Annotated in this window: 16 protein-coding genes; 9 read left to right on the forward strand and 7 right to left on the reverse strand. The window is 38.7% G+C overall.

The window, feature by feature from the left end; genetic code table 11:
- Positions 1-48: 48 nt before the first annotated feature.
- Positions 49-1434, reverse strand: coding sequence for a class II fumarate hydratase (gene fumC / locus LS48_RS06335; protein WP_062621124.1), 1386 nt, complete (start codon positions 1432-1434; stop codon positions 49-51).
- A 192-nt stretch (positions 1435-1626) separates the two neighbouring features.
- Between fumC and LS48_RS15495 the strand changes: the two genes are divergently transcribed.
- Positions 1627-1797 (forward strand): hypothetical protein, encoded by a 171-nt coding sequence (locus tag LS48_RS15495; protein ID WP_193392792.1) that lies wholly within the window; start codon positions 1627-1629, stop codon positions 1795-1797.
- Between the two features lie 71 nt (positions 1798-1868).
- Here the strand turns inward: LS48_RS15495 and LS48_RS06345 are convergent, their stop codons facing one another.
- The 3 genes from LS48_RS06345 to LS48_RS06355 form a co-directional block, all read right to left on the reverse strand.
- Positions 1869-4364, reverse strand: coding sequence for a TonB-dependent receptor (locus LS48_RS06345; protein WP_062621128.1), 2496 nt, complete (start codon positions 4362-4364; stop codon positions 1869-1871).
- Between the two features lie 84 nt (positions 4365-4448).
- Positions 4449-4790 (reverse strand): arsenate reductase (glutaredoxin), encoded by a 342-nt coding sequence (gene arsC / locus LS48_RS06350; protein ID WP_062621131.1) that lies wholly within the window; start codon positions 4788-4790, stop codon positions 4449-4451.
- 16 nt (positions 4791-4806) lie between these two features.
- Positions 4807-5286, reverse strand: a complete 480-nt coding sequence (locus tag LS48_RS06355; RefSeq protein WP_062621133.1) for a hypothetical protein — start codon at positions 5284-5286, stop codon at positions 4807-4809.
- 152 nt (positions 5287-5438) lie between these two features.
- Between LS48_RS06355 and LS48_RS06360 the strand changes: the two genes are divergently transcribed.
- The 5 genes from LS48_RS06360 (at position 5439) to LS48_RS15310 (ending at position 12171) form a co-directional block, all read left to right on the forward strand.
- Complete coding sequence (locus LS48_RS06360) at positions 5439-6173, forward strand: hypothetical protein (protein WP_062621135.1); 735 nt, start codon at positions 5439-5441, stop codon at positions 6171-6173.
- 19 nt (positions 6174-6192) lie between these two features.
- The gene (locus LS48_RS06365) at positions 6193-8952 is read left to right on the forward strand and encodes a TonB-dependent receptor (RefSeq protein ID WP_062621513.1); all 2760 of its coding nucleotides are present in this window, start codon (positions 6193-6195) and stop codon (positions 8950-8952) included.
- A gap of 5 nt (positions 8953-8957) precedes the next feature.
- Positions 8958-10166 carry a DUF4249 domain-containing protein gene (locus tag LS48_RS06370; protein WP_076692422.1) on the forward strand — a complete coding sequence of 403 codons (1209 nt, stop codon included), beginning with the start codon at positions 8958-8960 and terminating at the stop codon, positions 10164-10166.
- Positions 10154-11902 (forward strand): carboxypeptidase-like regulatory domain-containing protein, encoded by a 1749-nt coding sequence (locus LS48_RS06375; RefSeq protein ID WP_131807700.1) that lies wholly within the window; start codon positions 10154-10156, stop codon positions 11900-11902. The genes LS48_RS06370 and LS48_RS06375 overlap by 13 nt, the downstream gene beginning before the upstream one ends.
- Before the next feature lie 98 nt (positions 11903-12000).
- Positions 12001-12171 (forward strand): hypothetical protein, encoded by a 171-nt coding sequence (locus LS48_RS15310; RefSeq protein WP_157881721.1) that lies wholly within the window; start codon positions 12001-12003, stop codon positions 12169-12171.
- 186 nt (positions 12172-12357) lie between these two features.
- On the opposite strand, the gene prfB is transcribed toward LS48_RS15310, so the two are convergent.
- A protein-coding gene (gene prfB, locus LS48_RS06380; protein WP_117590214.1) for a peptide chain release factor 2 occupies positions 12358-13465 on the reverse strand; the annotation gives its coding sequence in 2 pieces (ribosomal slippage) (positions 12358-13401 and positions 13403-13465; 1107 coding nt in all).
- Between the two features lie 110 nt (positions 13466-13575).
- Here prfB and LS48_RS06385 point away from each other — a divergent pair.
- The 3 genes from LS48_RS06385 (at position 13576) to LS48_RS06395 (ending at position 15547) form a co-directional block, all read left to right on the forward strand.
- Positions 13576-14205, forward strand: a complete 630-nt coding sequence (locus LS48_RS06385) for a hypothetical protein (protein WP_131807701.1) — start codon at positions 13576-13578, stop codon at positions 14203-14205.
- Positions 14206-14214: 9 nt separating this feature from the next.
- Positions 14215-15240: a threonine aldolase family protein gene (locus LS48_RS06390; RefSeq protein WP_062621145.1), complete on the forward strand. Its 1026-nt coding sequence runs from the start codon at positions 14215-14217 to the stop codon at positions 15238-15240.
- A 67-nt stretch (positions 15241-15307) separates the two neighbouring features.
- Positions 15308-15547 carry a hexameric tyrosine-coordinated heme protein gene (locus LS48_RS06395; RefSeq protein ID WP_062621147.1) on the forward strand — a complete coding sequence of 80 codons (240 nt, stop codon included), beginning with the start codon at positions 15308-15310 and terminating at the stop codon, positions 15545-15547.
- Positions 15548-15607: 60 nt separating this feature from the next.
- Here the strand turns inward: LS48_RS06395 and LS48_RS06400 are convergent, their stop codons facing one another.
- Positions 15608-15928, reverse strand: a complete 321-nt coding sequence (locus LS48_RS06400; protein WP_062621150.1) for a YegP family protein — start codon at positions 15926-15928, stop codon at positions 15608-15610.
- Positions 15929-16030: 102 nt separating this feature from the next.
- Complete coding sequence (locus LS48_RS06405; protein WP_062621152.1) at positions 16031-16354, reverse strand: YbaB/EbfC family nucleoid-associated protein; 324 nt, start codon at positions 16352-16354, stop codon at positions 16031-16033.
- Between the last annotated feature and the right edge of the window lie 51 nt (positions 16355-16405).

Raw genomic sequence — 16405 nt, forward strand, 5'->3', positions numbered from 1 at the left:
TAATTATTCGTGAATTCGTGGTTTATGAAATCTACAATCGTCAATCAATTAAACCATATCTTCCGGTTTAACCCATTCATCAAACTCTTCGGCAGTTAAATAGCCGAGATTTACAGCTTCTTCCTTTAGCGTTGTACCGTTTTTATGTGCCGTGTTTGCAATTTCCGCAGCTTTGTAATAACCTATCTTTGGATTGAGGGCAGTAACCAGCATCAAGCTATTGTTCAACTGTTTTTTGATTACTTCGTAATTCGGTTCAATTCCCTGTGCGCAATGCTCGTCAAAAGAAACACAAGCATCGCCAATAAGTTGCGCCGATTGCAGGAAATTTGCCGCCATCACGGGTTTAAAAACGTTCAATTCAAATTGTCCCTGCATCCCGCCAACGGCAATTGCCATATCGTTGCCAATAACCTGTGCGCAGACCATTGTTAACGCTTCGCACTGCGTTGGGTTTACCTTTCCTGGCATAATGGAAGAACCGGGTTCGTTTGCTGGAATGATGATTTCGCCAATACCGCTTCTTGGGCCGCTGGCGAGCATACGCACGTCGTTCGCAATTTTATTCAATGAAACCGCCAATTGTTTTAAAGCGCCGTGGCTTTCCACAAAAGCGTCGTGCGATGCCAATGCCTCAAATTTGTTTTGTGCAGTTTTGAATGGCAAGCCTGTAAATTTTGCAATGTATTCGGAAACTTTCACATCGTAGCCTTTTGGGGTATTTAATCCCGTACCGACGGCGGTTCCGCCAAGAGCAAGTTCGGCCAAATGTGGCAGGGTGTTTTTTAAGGCTTTAATTCCGTGCTCTAGCTGTGCTGCATACCCGCTAAATTCCTGCCCGAGGGTGAGGGGAGTGGCGTCCATAAAATGGGTGCGGCCTATTTTTACCACATCCTTGAATTCCGATGCTTTTTTGGAAAGGGTTTTCTGAAGCTGCTCCACACCGGGAATGGTATTTTCAATCAATTTTTTGTACGCCGCAATGTGCATACCCGTTGGGAAAGTATCGTTTGATGATTGCGATTTGTTCACATCGTCATTGGGTTGGAGGATTTTTTCGCCTTCGCCTATGGTTTTTCCCGCAAGTTGGTGGGCACGGTTCGCAATCACTTCATTAACGTTCATATTGCTTTGGGTACCGCTTCCCGTTTGCCAGATTACTAGCGGAAACTGATCGTCGTGCTTTCCTTCCAAAATTTCATCGCAAACCTTGGCAATCAAATCTCTTTTTTCTTCGGAAAGTACGCCGAGGTCGCAATTGGTATAGGCGGCTGCTTTCTTCAAATAGGCAAACCCGTAAATAATTTCCATGGGCATGGAAGCACGCGGGCCGATTTTAAAATTTTCAAAAGAACGCTCGGTTTGCGCGCCCCAAAGTTTGTCGGCGGGTACTTTTACCTCGCCCATAGTGTCTTTTTCTATTCTATATTGCATTGTGAATGTGTTTTGAAAGTTTATAAATGAACTCTTCGTACAAAGTTTTAGAGCTCAAAGGCAAAGGTAACGAAAAGGCAAAAGTTGTTCAACCCGCACGGCTGTTTATTTGTTGTGAATAAATCGAAAAGTTTTGTTGCCGTTTTTCAAAAAAACCTATTATCTTTGGGGCATCATTTAAAACGCCACATCATGTTTACATTTGAACAATATTTAGGTTTTCTTGCTTTTTTAACCATTCTTACTATGGGTTTTTGGTTAATGATATTCTTAGTGAGTATTCTTCCCTATTGGATTGGAGGCGCACTTTATGAAAACTGGAAATTGAAGCGTGAGGCAAAACGTAGAAACGAAATGAAGTAAATACTTATAAATTTTATATTAAAAAAGGGAACCAATTTGGTTCCCTTTTTTTAATTGGCAATCAATCGTGTTTAACCTTCAAAACCACCATCATCTTCACCATTACCATTTCTTTCAGGACGCTGGCGTTGCTTTTTCTGATTAAATCTATAGGTAAACGTAAGTGTTACCTGGCGTTGTCTCCACTGAAATTCACTTTCACTGGTAAATGTGTCGGTTGTAGTAATACTGTTTCTTTTACGTGAATTGAAAAGGTCTCTTACGTTCAAGGCTAATGTAGCGTTATCATTAATAATGTCTTTGCTCATTGCCATATCGACGGAGAGAATACCTTCAGATTCTGTTTGGGAGTTATTGGATGGCCCTCTGTAAAAAGCATTGGTCTGCCATTCAATCTTTGCCGGAAGTTTCACTTTGCTGCTGAAACGCCCAAAATAACTTGTGTTTTCGGCTCCGTAATCTACATTATTATAAAACCCTTCAGTCTTGAACAGAAAATAGTTAAAACTTCCGTTCAGGTTAAGCCATTTTGTAGGATTATAAAGCAGTCCAAATTCAAAGCCATAACGTTCGTTGGTGGAAAGGTTTATAGGAATAGTACGGATTACCGGAATTCCGTTACTGGTTACCTCTCCGGTTTCCTCTTGCACTCTTTCAAATGCATCGGTTTCGTACTGGTAATAGATAGAGGATGTTAATGTAAGTTTCTTCCAGCGTTTTAAATACCCTAAATCAAAAGCGCTTGCGTATGCCGGATCCAAATCAGGATTTCCCTGGAATACATTTGCTTCACTGGAACGTGACGGGAACGGGTTAATGAACCAGTTGCGCGGTCTATTTATACGTCTGTTGTAACCAAGTGTGATGTTTTCGTTTTCCTTCAACTCATAGGTAAGGTTTACCGTTGGAAAAAGACCTGTATAGTTTTTATCAAAATTTAAGTCAAAAGCAGTGTTGCCGGTAATATTTTCAGCGTCCACTTTACCCTTTAATTGTGTGTTTTCCAATCGAAGCCCTAATAGGAAAGAAAACTTTCCTAATTTATTTCCATATTGCGAATAAAAGGCGTGCACGTTTTCGTTATAGGTGAAAATATTGGAGATGCGATCATTTCTTATAAAATTCCCTGTAGTACCATCTTCTTCAAATAAAGTGTAATCCGTAATAGATTCTTCAAAATTACCGCGATAGCCTGCTTCGAACTGTGCATTTTCACCTATAGGAAGTACATAATCTACTTGCGCTAAATATTCTTTCTGGTCTTCTTTTTGAATAATATCTTCTGCCGGGAGTGGATCAATGGTTGGGAAAATAAGTCTTTCCGTGATAAAGGATGTTTCAGTTTCCGTATCGTTCTCATATTGAAAATCGGCTGTAAGCTTGTGGCCGTTATCGTTAAATTCATTTACATAATTCAATGATAATTGATAGGTTTCGTCATCTTCACCTTCGTTTTCAATTCTCGTAATCTGTTGTTCAACAGTATTGTCATTGTAGTTGAAGGTATTGTTGGTAGTTTCATCATTACCATCTCCTTTGCGGTAAAATGCACTTGCCGTAACGGAAGAGCGATCAGTTAAAAAATATTCAATACCCAAGTTGGTATTGAATCCTTTTCCCATACGCTCATATTTTCTGCGCTCTATTACTTGATCGAATTGAGGATCTGTCGTCACGGGATTTCCATCGTCATCCAGCACCGTACGCGAGAAATATCTATTGTCAAAAAAGGCGTTTCCGGGACTGTTTCTGTAATACACGCCCGTGGTGTTGAAAATATTAAACTTGTCGGTTCTTAGGTTAATATTACCGGTGGCGTTACTATTTAAAGGTACTCCCAAACTTGTGCTAAGCGAGCCGTTTAAACCAAGTGTTTTTTCTTTTTTGAGGATGATGTTTAAAATTCCGGCAGTTCCCTCGGCATCATAACGGGCAGAAGGTGAAGTAATAACCTCTACACGCTCAATGGCCTCTGCGGGCAGCTGTCGCAAAGCATCGGTAGAGCCGAACCCCGCTATTGCAGATGGCTTGCCGTTTATAAGAATGCGTACGTTATCATTTCCGCGGAGCGCAATGGCGCCATCTACATCTACCGTAACCGATGGAACATTGTTCAATGCATCACTAACGGTAGCGCCACCTGCGGTAAGGTCCTTACCTATATTATATATTTTTTTATCGAGCCTTACTTGAACTTCAGTAGTCTCAGCACGTACCACAACTTCATCTAAACTAGCAACATCCAAAGCCAGTTTTACTGTAGGAAGGGTAGTATTTTTATTTAGGTTTTGGTTTGGAACTTCTTTTGGTTTATAGGAAATAAACTCATATTTCACGGTATAAACACCTGCTGGTACATCAATGCTGTATTTTCCCTCGGTATCTGTTATTCCTCCAGTAACGGTTTTTCCCTGTTTGTTTATAAAGGAAACAGTGGAATATTCTAAAGGATAATCAGTGCCTTCTTCAAGAATAAGGCCTTTAATGTTAACTTCTTTTTTTTCAGGGTTTTGTGCCATCAAGAGTGAGGTGGCAAAAGCGAATAGTATTAAGAGGTTGATTTTCATGTAATTTTTAGCAATTTTGACCCACGAAAATAGCCGTGGTTTAATTGGAAACTGCTAAATTCTTGTTAAATAAAGATGCTCAAACTATAAAATATCCAGCACTCTCTCGGGAGGTCTGCCCACAACGGCGTGCGTGCCCTTTATGGCTATGGGCCGTTCAATCAATTTCGGATGTTGAATCATGGCATCTATAACCTCTTCATTGGTGAGATTCTTCCCTTTGTAATTTTCCCTCCAATCAGGTTCCTGCGTCCTTACAAGTTTGATTGGGTCTATGCCCAAAAGTTCTATAACTTGCTTCAACTCTTGGTGCGTGGGCGGGTTTTCAAGATATTTTACAATTTCAATGGTTTCGCCTTCTTCTTCCAAAAGTTGAAGAGCTTGGCGCGATTTGCTGCAGCGGGGATTGTGGTAGAGGGTCGTCATATTTTATAATAAAATTTTACTTTTTTGATAATTCTTCCAGTTCCAATTTATAGTCATATTGCAAATCTTCGTGCAGGGTTTCTACTTTTTTTGAAATATAATCTATCTGCCGGTTGTATAAATTGGTAAGGGTAGTATTTCGATTTATGGATGGTTTGAAGTTTTTCAACTTTTCACAAAAATAGAGCAAAAGTTCCACTTCGGTCTCTTTGTTTTGCGAATAGCGAATGAATTTTTTAAGCTCCCTCAAAATTTTCCGGACGCTCTTTTTTATGTAGAAAAATGTTTTGGTATTTATAGTTTCAAAATCTGTATCAACCTTGGCTTTTACGCTTTGGATGAACGTTTCCTCACCTGCAGATTCAAACAAAAGATAGGTGAGTAGCTCCTTATTTTCCTTTTTGAATTTTGCAAGGCGAAGGCAAAGCTCCAGCAATTCCTGGGTGGAGCGGTGGTTTAGTTCGGTTTTTATTTCTTTGAGCGATGCAGCCTTCATATAAGGTGTTGATAATAGTAAAATATTTAATCTCGGTTTTGCACGAAGATATATTCTTATGAATAAAAAATTTCAGATTGACCGTTATTTAACGGAACGATTTTTAGATTGGTACTCATTTTTATGTACTTTTAAAATCGTAAAATTCTGAAATGAAAATACTAAAAACCTTCCAACCTTTTCTATTTTGTTCGTTGTTTCCTCTGGCGACATTTTCACAAGCAAATTTACCGGATAAAATTTATGAAACCTATGATAAAATCGTGGGACTGGACAACACGGGCCTGTATAACGGGACGGAGTTCACAGATCTGTTTTTGAATACGGACGGCACGTTTAGATATTACCAAGATTATGATTACACAAAAGGTTCGGTTACTTACAATGGCCAGTATTACGTAAATATCCTGCTGAAATACGATCTGTTGCGCGATAATCTGCTCACGCGGTCTGATGACAATCTGAGCATTTTTAATGTGAAATTAATTCCTGGGTTTGTAGATTCATTTTCAATCCACAACCACAAATTTGTGAGACTTCCCAATGTGGATTTGGGTTTTGGCGGAAATGGTTTTTATGAAGCCGCCTATCTTGGCTATGATTTGGAACTGTACATCAAGCACACAAAAAAAATGAAGGATAGAGCCCTGAGGAACGGAATTCAATACAGATTTTCTGAAGCCAATTATTATGTGTTGAAATATAATGGGAAGTATTCCCTCGTTGGCTCCCCACGGGACATTCGGCAACTGCTTCCGGAGAAAGCTGGGGAAATTCGTGAGTTTTACAAAAGTTATAAAACCATCCGAAAATCGAACCCAGACTTATTTATGACCAAGCTTGTTACCTATCTCGATGGGCGGGATTCCAACTCAAACCAACAGTAACCTGAAGCCAAAGTTCTGCATGAAAAATATAATTCTTGTCCTCGCCATAGTTTTAATGTCATCACCTGGGCTTTTTGGGCAAAACAACCAAAACATAACCGCAAGTTTTAAGAATACGCCGCTAAAGGAAGCAATTTTGAAGGTTGAATCGCTTTCAGAAAAAATCTTCTATTTTGATGAAGCGTGGCTGAAGGGTCATTTTGTGACGAAGGATTTTCAGAATGAGTCCCTTCGTGAGGTGCTGGACGAGCTTTTCAGCAATACAAATATCAACTATATTTTGAAGGATGGCAAAGTCATCTTGCTGAACAATACTTACATTTATACCGAACTGCCCCCAGATTATTTTAACGAAGCAAAACCCGATAAAAACGCAGTTGAAAATAATAACGCGCCCATTTTTCAAGAGGAATATATTTCACAGGGCGCCGTTCAGACCAGAAAATTGGTTACCATTGGCAAACAACGCCCCAACGTCGCTAACAAAACATATACGCTCTCGGGTGTTTTTAGAAATTCAAAGACCGGGGAACCGCTTCAAAATCTTTCCATTTCTACCATTGACAGGACAAAATATGCCGTAACCGATGCCGAAGGCCGCTACAGTATTCGGCTTCCGTATGGTCTGAATAAGTTGGAGACCAATCTTTTGGGATTTGAAAAAATTCGGCAGGATATAATTATGTACGGCGATGGCTCGCTAAATATCGACTTGCGCGAAAACACCGAATCGCTTGAAGAAGTTGTGGTAAAATCAAACAAAGACGCCAACGTGCGCGATGCCGTGGTGGGCGTTACCAATATTGATATTGAATCCATTAAAACCATTCCCCTTGTTTTAGGCGAGCGCGATATTTTAAAAGTCGCCACAACCATGCCCGGAATAAAAACCACTGGTGAAGGTTCCAGCGGCTTTAACGTGCGCGGCGGCAGGGCAGACCAAAACCTAATTTTACTGGATGATGCCGTGTTGTATAATCCATCGCACTTTTTGGGTTTCTTTTCTGCGGTAAATCCCTTTACCACCGGAAGCCTTGAAATTTACAAGGCGAGCATTCCCTCTGAATACGGGGGAAGGCTCTCCTCGGTTTTTGATATTGAAACCAAATCGGGCGATATGGAAAAATTTAAAGGTGAGGGTTCCGTAGGGCCAATTACCGCCAATCTTGCCGTTGAAGTGCCCATTGTGAAGGAAAAAGCTTCAGTAATAGCCGGTTTTAGAGCTACCTATTCCGATTGGATTTTAAGAAGTCTTGACGAAGAGGAACTGAAAAACAGCGAGGCTTCCTTTTATGATGGCATTGTGAAGTACAAGCACAATATTGATAACAACAATTCCCTACAAGGTACTTTTTATTATAGCAAAGATCGTTTCAGCATAACTTCAGATTCTATTTTTGATTACAGCAACCGCTTAATTTCCTTGAAGTACGGTCATACCTTCAGCGAAAGGAGTAGGGCAGAACTCATTTTGGTAAACAGCCAATACAAATATGGAGTGAACTATGAGGCAGACGCCAACGAGGATTTCGATTTTGGGTATGAGTTGAACGAATATCAGGCAAAGTTGAATCTCAATTACAAATTAAGCCCCAAGCATAAACTTAGCTATGGGTTGAGCAGTAAACTGTATTCCATAGACCCGGGAAATATTGTACCTATTGGCCCCAACTCTGATGTAGACCCCAAGTCCATCGACCGTGAAAAAGGATTGGAATCGGCCCTGTATCTTTCAGACTTGTTTGAAGTTAGTGACAAGTTTTTGCTGGATTTGGGATTGCGCTATTCGTTTTATATGGCGCTGGGTCCTTCCATCCAAAATGTTTATGAGGAAGGTGTTCCCAAAAGTGAAAGTTCGGTGATTGAAGTACGGGAGTTCGGTAAAAACGAATCGATTAAAACATACAGCGGCCCGGAATATCGCATTGCCGCGCGCTATTTATTGGGCAATGATTTTTCGGTAAAGGGAGGCTTTAACAGAACTATCCAATATTTGCATCTTCTTTCTACAAATACAACCCAATCGCCTACGGATATTTGGAAACTATCGGATTTGAACATTGCCCCGCAACGCGCCAACCAGTACAGTCTCGGGTTTTTTAAAAATCTTCCCGGCAAGGATGTAGAATTCAGCTTGGAAGGATATTACAAAACGATGGAGGATTTGCTGGATTATAAAATAGGCGCCCAATTAATTTTGAACGATGACCTCGAAACAGACCTTTTACAAGGCGAGGGAAGGGCTTACGGTGTAGAGTTTTTGGTAAAAAAGAACTCGGGGAGATTCAATGGATATGTGGGGTACAGTTATTCCCGGTCAGAGGTTAAACTGGACAGTCAGCTTATGCAGGAGCGGGTTAACAATGGCGAGTTTTTTCCGGCAAATTATGACAAGCCTCACGACTTTTCGGTAGTTGCTAATTATAAGTTGACCAAGCGCTTTAGTTTTTCTGGAAATTTCACCTATCAAACGGGAAGACCGATTACCTATCCTATTGGGCGGTATGTTTTTGCAGGGGAGGAGCAGGTGCTTTACAGCGACCGCAACCAGTTCCGGATTCCGGATTATTACAGGCTGGATCTGGGCGTGAACATAGAGGGCAACCATAAATTGAATAAACTTGCGCATAGTTTTATAAACATTTCGGTATATAATGTTTTAGGAAGAAATAATCCATATTCGGTATTTTTTGTAAATGAGGAAGGGCAGATTAAGGCTTATAAAACATCAATTTTTTCAGTGCCGGTGCCAACTATAACGTATAACTTTAAGTTTTAGGAATTATGAGGTTACGATTCTTATGTACCACATTCATTTCATTAATGCTTTTGCAAATAAGTTGCACAGAGCCTTATGAAATTGAAACTGTAGATTTTGAAAGTGTTTTGGTAGTGGAAAGCACCATTACCAATGAAGTAAAACCACAAGTTGTAAAACTAAGTAAAACTTCAAGGCTCGAAGATCCGGAAATTTTAATTGTGAACAACGCCACAGTTACTGTATCAGCAAGCAATGGCGATAATTATAGTTTTTATTGGGATAGTGAGTCCGATAATTATTTATCTGAACAGCCGTTTAGCGCGGCCCCCAATACATCTTATATTTTAAAGATTGTCACTTCAGATGGGAAGCGTTATTCGTCAACTGCAGTTACATTGCCACCCTCAGTGGAAATAGGTGAGCTGTATGCGGAACGAATTGTAGATGCCACTGATAACAAGGATGGCGTTCAAGTTTTGGTGGACACAGAAGATTTAACAGGGCAAGCAAAATATTATAGATATGAGTACGAAGAGACCTATAAAATTATCACTCCCAATCCTTCTCCATATATTTCAGAAATTATTAATTATAATCCTTCCACTGGAAGTTATGAAGTAGTTTTAACTCCTCGGGAGCCTGAAGAAATATGTTATTCTACTGAATTTTCATCTGGAATTAGCCAAATTACTACAACAGAGTTAAATGAAAATAGGATTTTTCGCTTTCCAGTGCGTTATTTGTCAAAATTTGATGCTAAGCTGCAAACCCGATACAGTATTCTGGTAAAACAATATGCGCAAAGTGTAGAGGCCTATACATTTTATAAAATAATAGATGAGCTTGGTAGTATTGAAAGCCTTTTATCGCAAGGTCAGCCCGGTTACGTTGCCGGCAATATGGTTTCTGAAGCAAATCCTCAAGAAAAAGTTTTGGGTTTCTTTGAGGCGTCATCAATGACATCAAAAAGAATTTATTTTAATTACGAGGACTTTAACTTGGAAAAACCACCCTATTTTGTGGATTGTGATTTACTATTGCTAGATTACCGCGACAATACGTCACTGGATAACGATCCGGACGAGCGCGAAATAATCTATAATTACTTAACCTACTATGATTATCAGGTAGTAAGTTTTGCCCAAAATTTTTTATACACTATCGCTAAGCCAGAATGCACCGTGTGCACTTCTTTTTCATCAAATGTAAAACCCAGTTTTTGGGAAGATTGATTATGGTTAAAAAATTAGTTTTTATAATTTTCGCTTTTTTAGGATTTTTTGCGACAGCCCAAATTCCTAAAAATAATGTTACCGTTGATGTAAGTATTTTTCCCAAGGAAACTGTAGCACTATCCATTAATTCAGAAGTGTTGCTTGCTGGAGAATTGCTTCAGTATAAAGTTTACATACTCAATACTTCAAACAGAAAAGGCCTATTAAGTAAAGTGGTTTATGTATCGCTGAGGAATCAAAAAGATTCGCTAGTCTTTAATCATAAAATAAAGGTTGAAAACGGGGTTGCAAATGGAGATTTTTTTCTGCCATCTAATTTGCAAACGGGTGTTTATAATTTGATTGGATATACTAACTTTTCAAGGAATAACATTCAAGATGCTTTTGCAGAGAAGTCCATTTATATTATAAATACTTTCAAAAAAAATGAACTCGTCAATACAACACAGGATACAATTTTTATAAGTGCATTGACTGAAAACCCTGTTGAAAATTCTGGAAGTGATGGCAGTTCCGAAGTATTTGAAACTATTTTGAATAAAGAAACATTTGGTTTTCGAGAAAAAGTGGACTTAAAACTGAAAAGCAACTCCAGCATTGCAAATGGAAGTTACAGATTGTCGGTAAGAAAGGTAAACCCGGTTGAAGTTTCCGGTGAAGTTATAAAAGCCAAAACAGCTATTCCATCAGAAAACTTTTATTTGCCAGAACTGCGGGGCGAACTAATTTCAGGTGTTGTTCTCTCCAAGCTTGGTGATGTTCCTTTGGCAAATAGGGAAGTAGCGCTCACCATACCAGGAAAGGATTTTGTTTATAAAATTGCTAAAACCAATAGCGAGGGGCGTTTTTTCTTTTCGGTGGCAGAAGGTTATGGTTCAGAAAAAAGTATCGTGCAATTATATGGAGATGAAGCTACAAGGCGAGATTTTAAAATTGTTATGGATGAAAAAAATTTTCATTTAAACCAAGACGAGCCCTATTTTTTAAAATTAGACAAACAATTAAAAGATTGGCTAGAAGAACGTAGCGTACAATTGCAAGTTGAGAATGCCTATTTTGATGTAAAGAAGGACAGTATTTTAAAAAATAAATTCAACTCTATATTTTATGATAATTTAGGAACCGTTTTTTTACTTGATGATTATACAAGGTTTCCTACCGTAAGAGAAACTTTTATAGAGGTAATTACTCTGGCAGCAATTAGAGGAACTGGAGATAATGCTAAATTTATTGTAAACAACGAGTATGATCCTAATAGAATAGCAAAGTTTAATGACATTGACCCATTGGTGCTTGTGGATGGAATTTTAATCCAGAACAATGAAGAACTCATAAATTACAATGCCCGCGATATTGAAAGTATACGTGTGGTCAACGAACCGTATCGATATGGATCTAAAATTTTTAGTGGAATTATAGCTGTAGAAACCAAAAACGGAAATTTTGTTCCAAATCTATCTCACGATTATTTGAAAGAAATTGAGCTTCCGCCCCTTATTAAACAAAAAAAATATTATAGACCAGATTATAGTAATAAGGAAGTACAGGCTAGAATTCCAGATTATCGCATTCAACTTTTCTGGGAACCAAATGTTCAATTTTCCGGCGGAAGTTATTCAACAACTTTTTATACGTCGGACGTGTCGGGTACTTATGAAATATCAATAGAAGGTTTTAGTGAGGATGGTAAATATTATTTGGCTAAATATTATTTTAAAATTATAGACAAATAGCTTTTGGTTTTAAAAAAGGTGATTTCATTGTTAAAATTTGAATAAAAATGTTTTAACTTTATTCACTTTGACTAAACAACTTTCAAGCCAACCACCTTATGCTTCATTGGAAAGCTATATACATTATACTAACAATAGTCTTCGCAGTTGTGGGTTTTATCGGGATTGGTGATGGCGGGCTTGAACCTGCAAAATATATTTCTGGAATTTTTCTACTTTTGCTTTTGGCTTTTTGGGCAACCGATTTTCTGGGAAGGCGTAAAAGTTAAAATATTGAAAATGAACATTTTGTGTAAATAATTTTTGTAACTTTACAAGACTATCATATCGGGGTGCTTAAGTTTTAAAAACAGCTGAGAATATACCCGCAAAACTTCGAAACGGATAATGCCAGCAGAAGGAATATGATTTGCAAAGGGAACGAAGATTTGTTCAAATCTTGTTCCCTTTGTTTTTTAAAGCTCATCACTTTTCTCCTTCTGCCCAGTCATCATCAAATACGCCTTTAAAAACTCGTCAATCTCACCGTCCAGCATTGCATCTGTATTTCCGGTTTCGTGGCCTGTACGTACATCTTTTACAAGTTTGTATGGGTGTAACACATAGTTGCGTATTTGCGAGCCCCATTCTATGGCAAGTTTGTTGTCCTCAATTTCGGCACGCTGTGCCATTTGCTTACGAAGTTCAATTTCATACAATTGCGATTTGAGCATCTGCATCGCTTTTTCGCGGTTGTCCAACTGGCTTCGTGTTTCGCTGTTGTGAATAACAATACCGGAAGGGTGGTGGGTAAGTATGGCTTTTGTTTCTACCTTGTTTACATTCTGGCCGCCAGCACCGCTACTGCGGGCAAATTCCCAGGAAATATCGGCTGGGTTTATTTCAATTTCAATGGTATCATCAACCAATGGGTAAACATACACACTAGCAAAACTTGTATGTCGCTTTGCGTTGCTATCAAAAGGAGAAATACGCACCAAGCGGTGTACGCCGTTTTCGCTTTTTAGCCAGCCAAAAGCATATTCGCCTTCAATTTCCAGCGTTACGGTCTTTACGCCCGCCACATCGCCGGCCTGAAAGTTGAGTTCCTTTACTTTAAAATTGTTTTTTTGGGCCCACATAAGGTACATGCGCATAAGCATTTGTGCCCAATCGCAGCTTTCGGTTCCGCCGGCGCCCGCGGTAATCTGTAGTACAGCGCTCATGTCGTCGCCTTCTTCGCCCAGCATATTGCGGAACTCCAAATCTTCAATTGCAGATTCAGCCTTTTCAAAGGCCACATCTACATTTTCAGGTTTTCCTTCGCCGTCTTTGTAAAATTCAAGTAGAATTTCAGCTTCTTCGGTAAGTGTTTTTGCGGTTTCGTAATCGGTAACCCATTTTTTTTTGGTACGTAGCACTTTCATAAAAGCTTCTGCTTCCTGCGGATTGTTCCAAAAGTTGGGGTCAAAGGTTTTTTCTTCGTCGTTTGTAATCTCTATGCTTTTTCCGGCAATGTCAAAGATAGCGCCTTAAGGCATCTAACCGCACCTTAAGGTCTTTGATTTGGTCTGTTGTAGTCATTTTTGGATAAGAATTTCAGCAAAAATACTATTAACTTCGTGAGCTAAACGAATATTTCGGCTAATTTTATGGTTTCTTATAAAAACGTATTTCTCAAAATATTTTTACAAATGAAAAAACTACTATTTTTATTTACAGTGCTTATAACTGCTGCAGGTTTTACTCAAAATGATGAAGCGTATGTGGATGCTAAGGTTGCCCAAAAAATGGCGGAACTTGAATTACAGCAAAACCCTGAGTACTTCTTTAGAAAGGATTACTGCGATGGCAATATCCAGATGTTTAATTTGCCCGGCGGAAAGCTTTGCACTTCAAAATCTACCTATTATTCTGTGTATGTTTTTTGGAGCGAAGATGAAGATGTTATGAAGCTTCAAAAGTTTGATAATTGTGGAAGCTTTATGCCTATAAGCATTAGTAAAAAAAGCACATTAGGAAAACTACTTAAAGATAAAAACGCGTTAAGAGAAGGGGAGGTAAAACCCTATGAAGGAGAGAAAATTGACGAAAATGCTTTCGGAAATATGTCAGTTCAGTCTTGCCATAAGGAGTATAAGTTTGTTTTTGGAGGAAAACCCTTTGAAAAAAAATTTAAGGAATTTGACTTGACAAATGATTCAAAATATAAAAATATTAATGCCGAGCATAACAATTCACTGGAACTTATAAAGATGGACAATATTATTTCTGAAATGATTAAAAACTTTGACGAAAATGGAAAATTCTTCCGAGAAAACTAAAAGCTGATAATGATAATAGATTTAAGAAGCGATACGGTAACCAAACCCACGAAGGGAATGATGCAGGCAATTTTGGAAGCCGAAGTAGGGGATGACGTATATAAAGAAGATCCAACCACAAATAGACTGGAAAAAAAATTGGCAGATATGTTTGGGATGGATACTGCATTATTTTTCCCAACTGGCAGTATGGCGAACCAGGCTGCCATAAAAATGCACACCCAACCGGGCGAACAGTTGATAGCAGATAAATGGGCGCACGTTTATAATTATGAAGGTGGTGGGGTTTCTTTCAATAGTGGTGTATCGTGCAAGTTGATTGACGGACACAGAGGGATGATTACAGCTGAGCAAGTGGCCGAAAACATTAATCCGCCTGATTTTTACCACAGTCCGCTCACTAGTTTGGTCTGTTTGGAAAACACGACAAATAAAGGTGGGGGTGCCTGTTATGATTTTTCAGAAATTGAAAAAATCCGCAAAGTTTGCAACGACCACAATTTAGGTTTGCATTTAGACGGCGCACGAGTTTGGAACGCTTTGGTTGCCAAAAAAGAAGATCCGAAAGACTACGGAAAAATTTTTGATACCGTCTCAGTATGTTTAAGTAAAGGGTTGGGTACGCCTATGGGGAGCGTTTTAATAGGAAAAAAAGAAATTATGCAGAAAGCAATGCGCATCCGGAAAGTTTTGGGTGGCGGCATGCGGCAGATTGGTTTTATGGCAGCGGCTGGAATCTATGCTCTGGACAATCAAATTGAGCGTTTAGCGGAAGACCATAAAAAGGCTTTTGAAATTGCAGAGGTACTGTCACAGCAACAATTTGTAAAAAAAGTAGAGCCTACTGAAACGAATATTGTGATATTTTACTTGGCTGGAGAAATATCTGAAGAGAAATTCATGAATGATCTTCTTCAAAAAAATATTAAAATTAGCGCAATGGGGCAGGGCAAGCTACGTATTGTTACCCACCTTGATTATACTAATGAAATGCACGAAACATTCCTTGAAACACTTACAGAATACCCAACTTAAAATTTCTTTTTTTGGATTATTGTAGGTTTCGTTAATTTTAAAGAAAATATTTAAAACTTAAAGCATTATGTCAGAACAGGTTCAAATGATTCCAGGAAATTCATTAATTACAAAAACTCCCGAAGAAGGGAGGCAGCTAGCCGTTAAAATGGCGCGATTGGTAATTAAGGCAACACAACCGGATGCATCGGTTCGTGAAAAACTAAGACCTATTTATGCCCAGGACGCTGCAATGCTCATCGCTATAGGGCAGGTAGTTGCAACTGAATTTGCAACTATTGCTGCTGCGAATAATTATTGGAAATAATATAAAAGCCACAAATCCACAAAAAATTTTAAAACGATTTTTTGGATTCGTGGCTAAAGTTTACTCAACTTCTTTCACCGTAGCACCGGGTGCGTTCTTTCGGACGGATTCAATTCCGTTTTTAGCTCCACTCTCAGCGGCATACATTTGGCTGCTGCCAATAATTTGCCCATTTGTTGCTTTAATGTTGAAATGGATTTTTCCGTTTTTTGCGGTTTTCATTTCAAAACTGCTGTCTTTTCCGCAGTTTTTTTGAACAGATTCTATCCCGTTCATTGCAGAAGCTTTTGTAGCGTACATTTGGCTGGTTAAAATAACTTGACCATTGGCTGCTTTAAGTACAAAGTGAAATTTATCACCACTTTTTTTAAGTTCAAACATAATTAGGTGTTTAAGGTTTATTGAATATTTGAATGCTCAATATCGTGAAAAATAAGATGTTTAAAAAATTGCTGAACGCATTTATAATAAGTTTAGCATTATTTATTTAAACATATCCATCCCAGGAATATTTGGCATACCTTCTTTTGCAACGGCAGCCACTTCTGTTTCGTGAACATTAGTAGCTTTTTCGATGGCTTTATTCAAAGTAAGGATTAGGTAATCTTCCAATTGCTCTTTGTCTTCCAGCAAAGCATCGTCAATTTCAATCGTTTTGATCTGTCGGTTTGCGGTAAGGGTTATTTTTAGAAGTCCGTCGCTGCTGCTTTCATCAATCATTACGGTGTCCAAACGTTTTTTTGTAGCTTCTACTTTCTCTTGGGTTTCTTTTAGTTTGCCCATCATTCCCATTAAATCTCCAAACATATTTTTTTGTATTTAAGTTTGATGCAAATTTACTAATTTGCCTAGCTATTC

It is taken from the genome of Aequorivita aquimaris (assembly GCF_001573155.1).
Taxonomy (GTDB): Bacteria; Bacteroidota; Bacteroidia; order Flavobacteriales; family Flavobacteriaceae; genus Aequorivita; species Aequorivita aquimaris.

Excerpts from the sequence above, each read along its gene's own strand:
- fumC (WP_062621124.1), bottom strand. The coding sequence starts at position 1,434 with ATGCAATATAGAATAGAAAAAGACACTATGGGCGAGGTAAAAGTACCC.
- LS48_RS15495 (WP_193392792.1), top strand. The coding sequence starts at position 1,627 with ATGTTTACATTTGAACAATATTTAGGTTTTCTTGCTTTTTTAACCATT.
- LS48_RS06345 (WP_062621128.1), bottom strand. The coding sequence starts at position 4,364 with ATGAAAATCAACCTCTTAATACTATTCGCTTTTGCCACCTCACTCTTG.
- arsC (WP_062621131.1), bottom strand. The coding sequence starts at position 4,790 with ATGACGACCCTCTACCACAATCCCCGCTGCAGCAAATCGCGCCAAGCT.
- LS48_RS06355 (WP_062621133.1), bottom strand. The coding sequence starts at position 5,286 with ATGAAGGCTGCATCGCTCAAAGAAATAAAAACCGAACTAAACCACCGC.
- LS48_RS06360 (WP_062621135.1), top strand. The coding sequence starts at position 5,439 with ATGAAAATACTAAAAACCTTCCAACCTTTTCTATTTTGTTCGTTGTTT.
- LS48_RS06365 (WP_062621513.1), top strand. The coding sequence starts at position 6,193 with ATGAAAAATATAATTCTTGTCCTCGCCATAGTTTTAATGTCATCACCT.
- LS48_RS06370 (WP_076692422.1), top strand. The coding sequence starts at position 8,958 with ATGAGGTTACGATTCTTATGTACCACATTCATTTCATTAATGCTTTTG.
- LS48_RS15310 (WP_157881721.1), top strand. The coding sequence starts at position 12,001 with ATGCTTCATTGGAAAGCTATATACATTATACTAACAATAGTCTTCGCA.
- LS48_RS06385 (WP_131807701.1), top strand. The coding sequence starts at position 13,576 with ATGAAAAAACTACTATTTTTATTTACAGTGCTTATAACTGCTGCAGGT.
- LS48_RS06390 (WP_062621145.1), top strand. The coding sequence starts at position 14,215 with ATGATAATAGATTTAAGAAGCGATACGGTAACCAAACCCACGAAGGGA.
- LS48_RS06395 (WP_062621147.1), top strand. The coding sequence starts at position 15,308 with ATGTCAGAACAGGTTCAAATGATTCCAGGAAATTCATTAATTACAAAA.
- LS48_RS06400 (WP_062621150.1), bottom strand. The coding sequence starts at position 15,928 with ATGTTTGAACTTAAAAAAAGTGGTGATAAATTTCACTTTGTACTTAAA.
- LS48_RS06405 (WP_062621152.1), bottom strand. The coding sequence starts at position 16,354 with ATGTTTGGAGATTTAATGGGAATGATGGGCAAACTAAAAGAAACCCAA.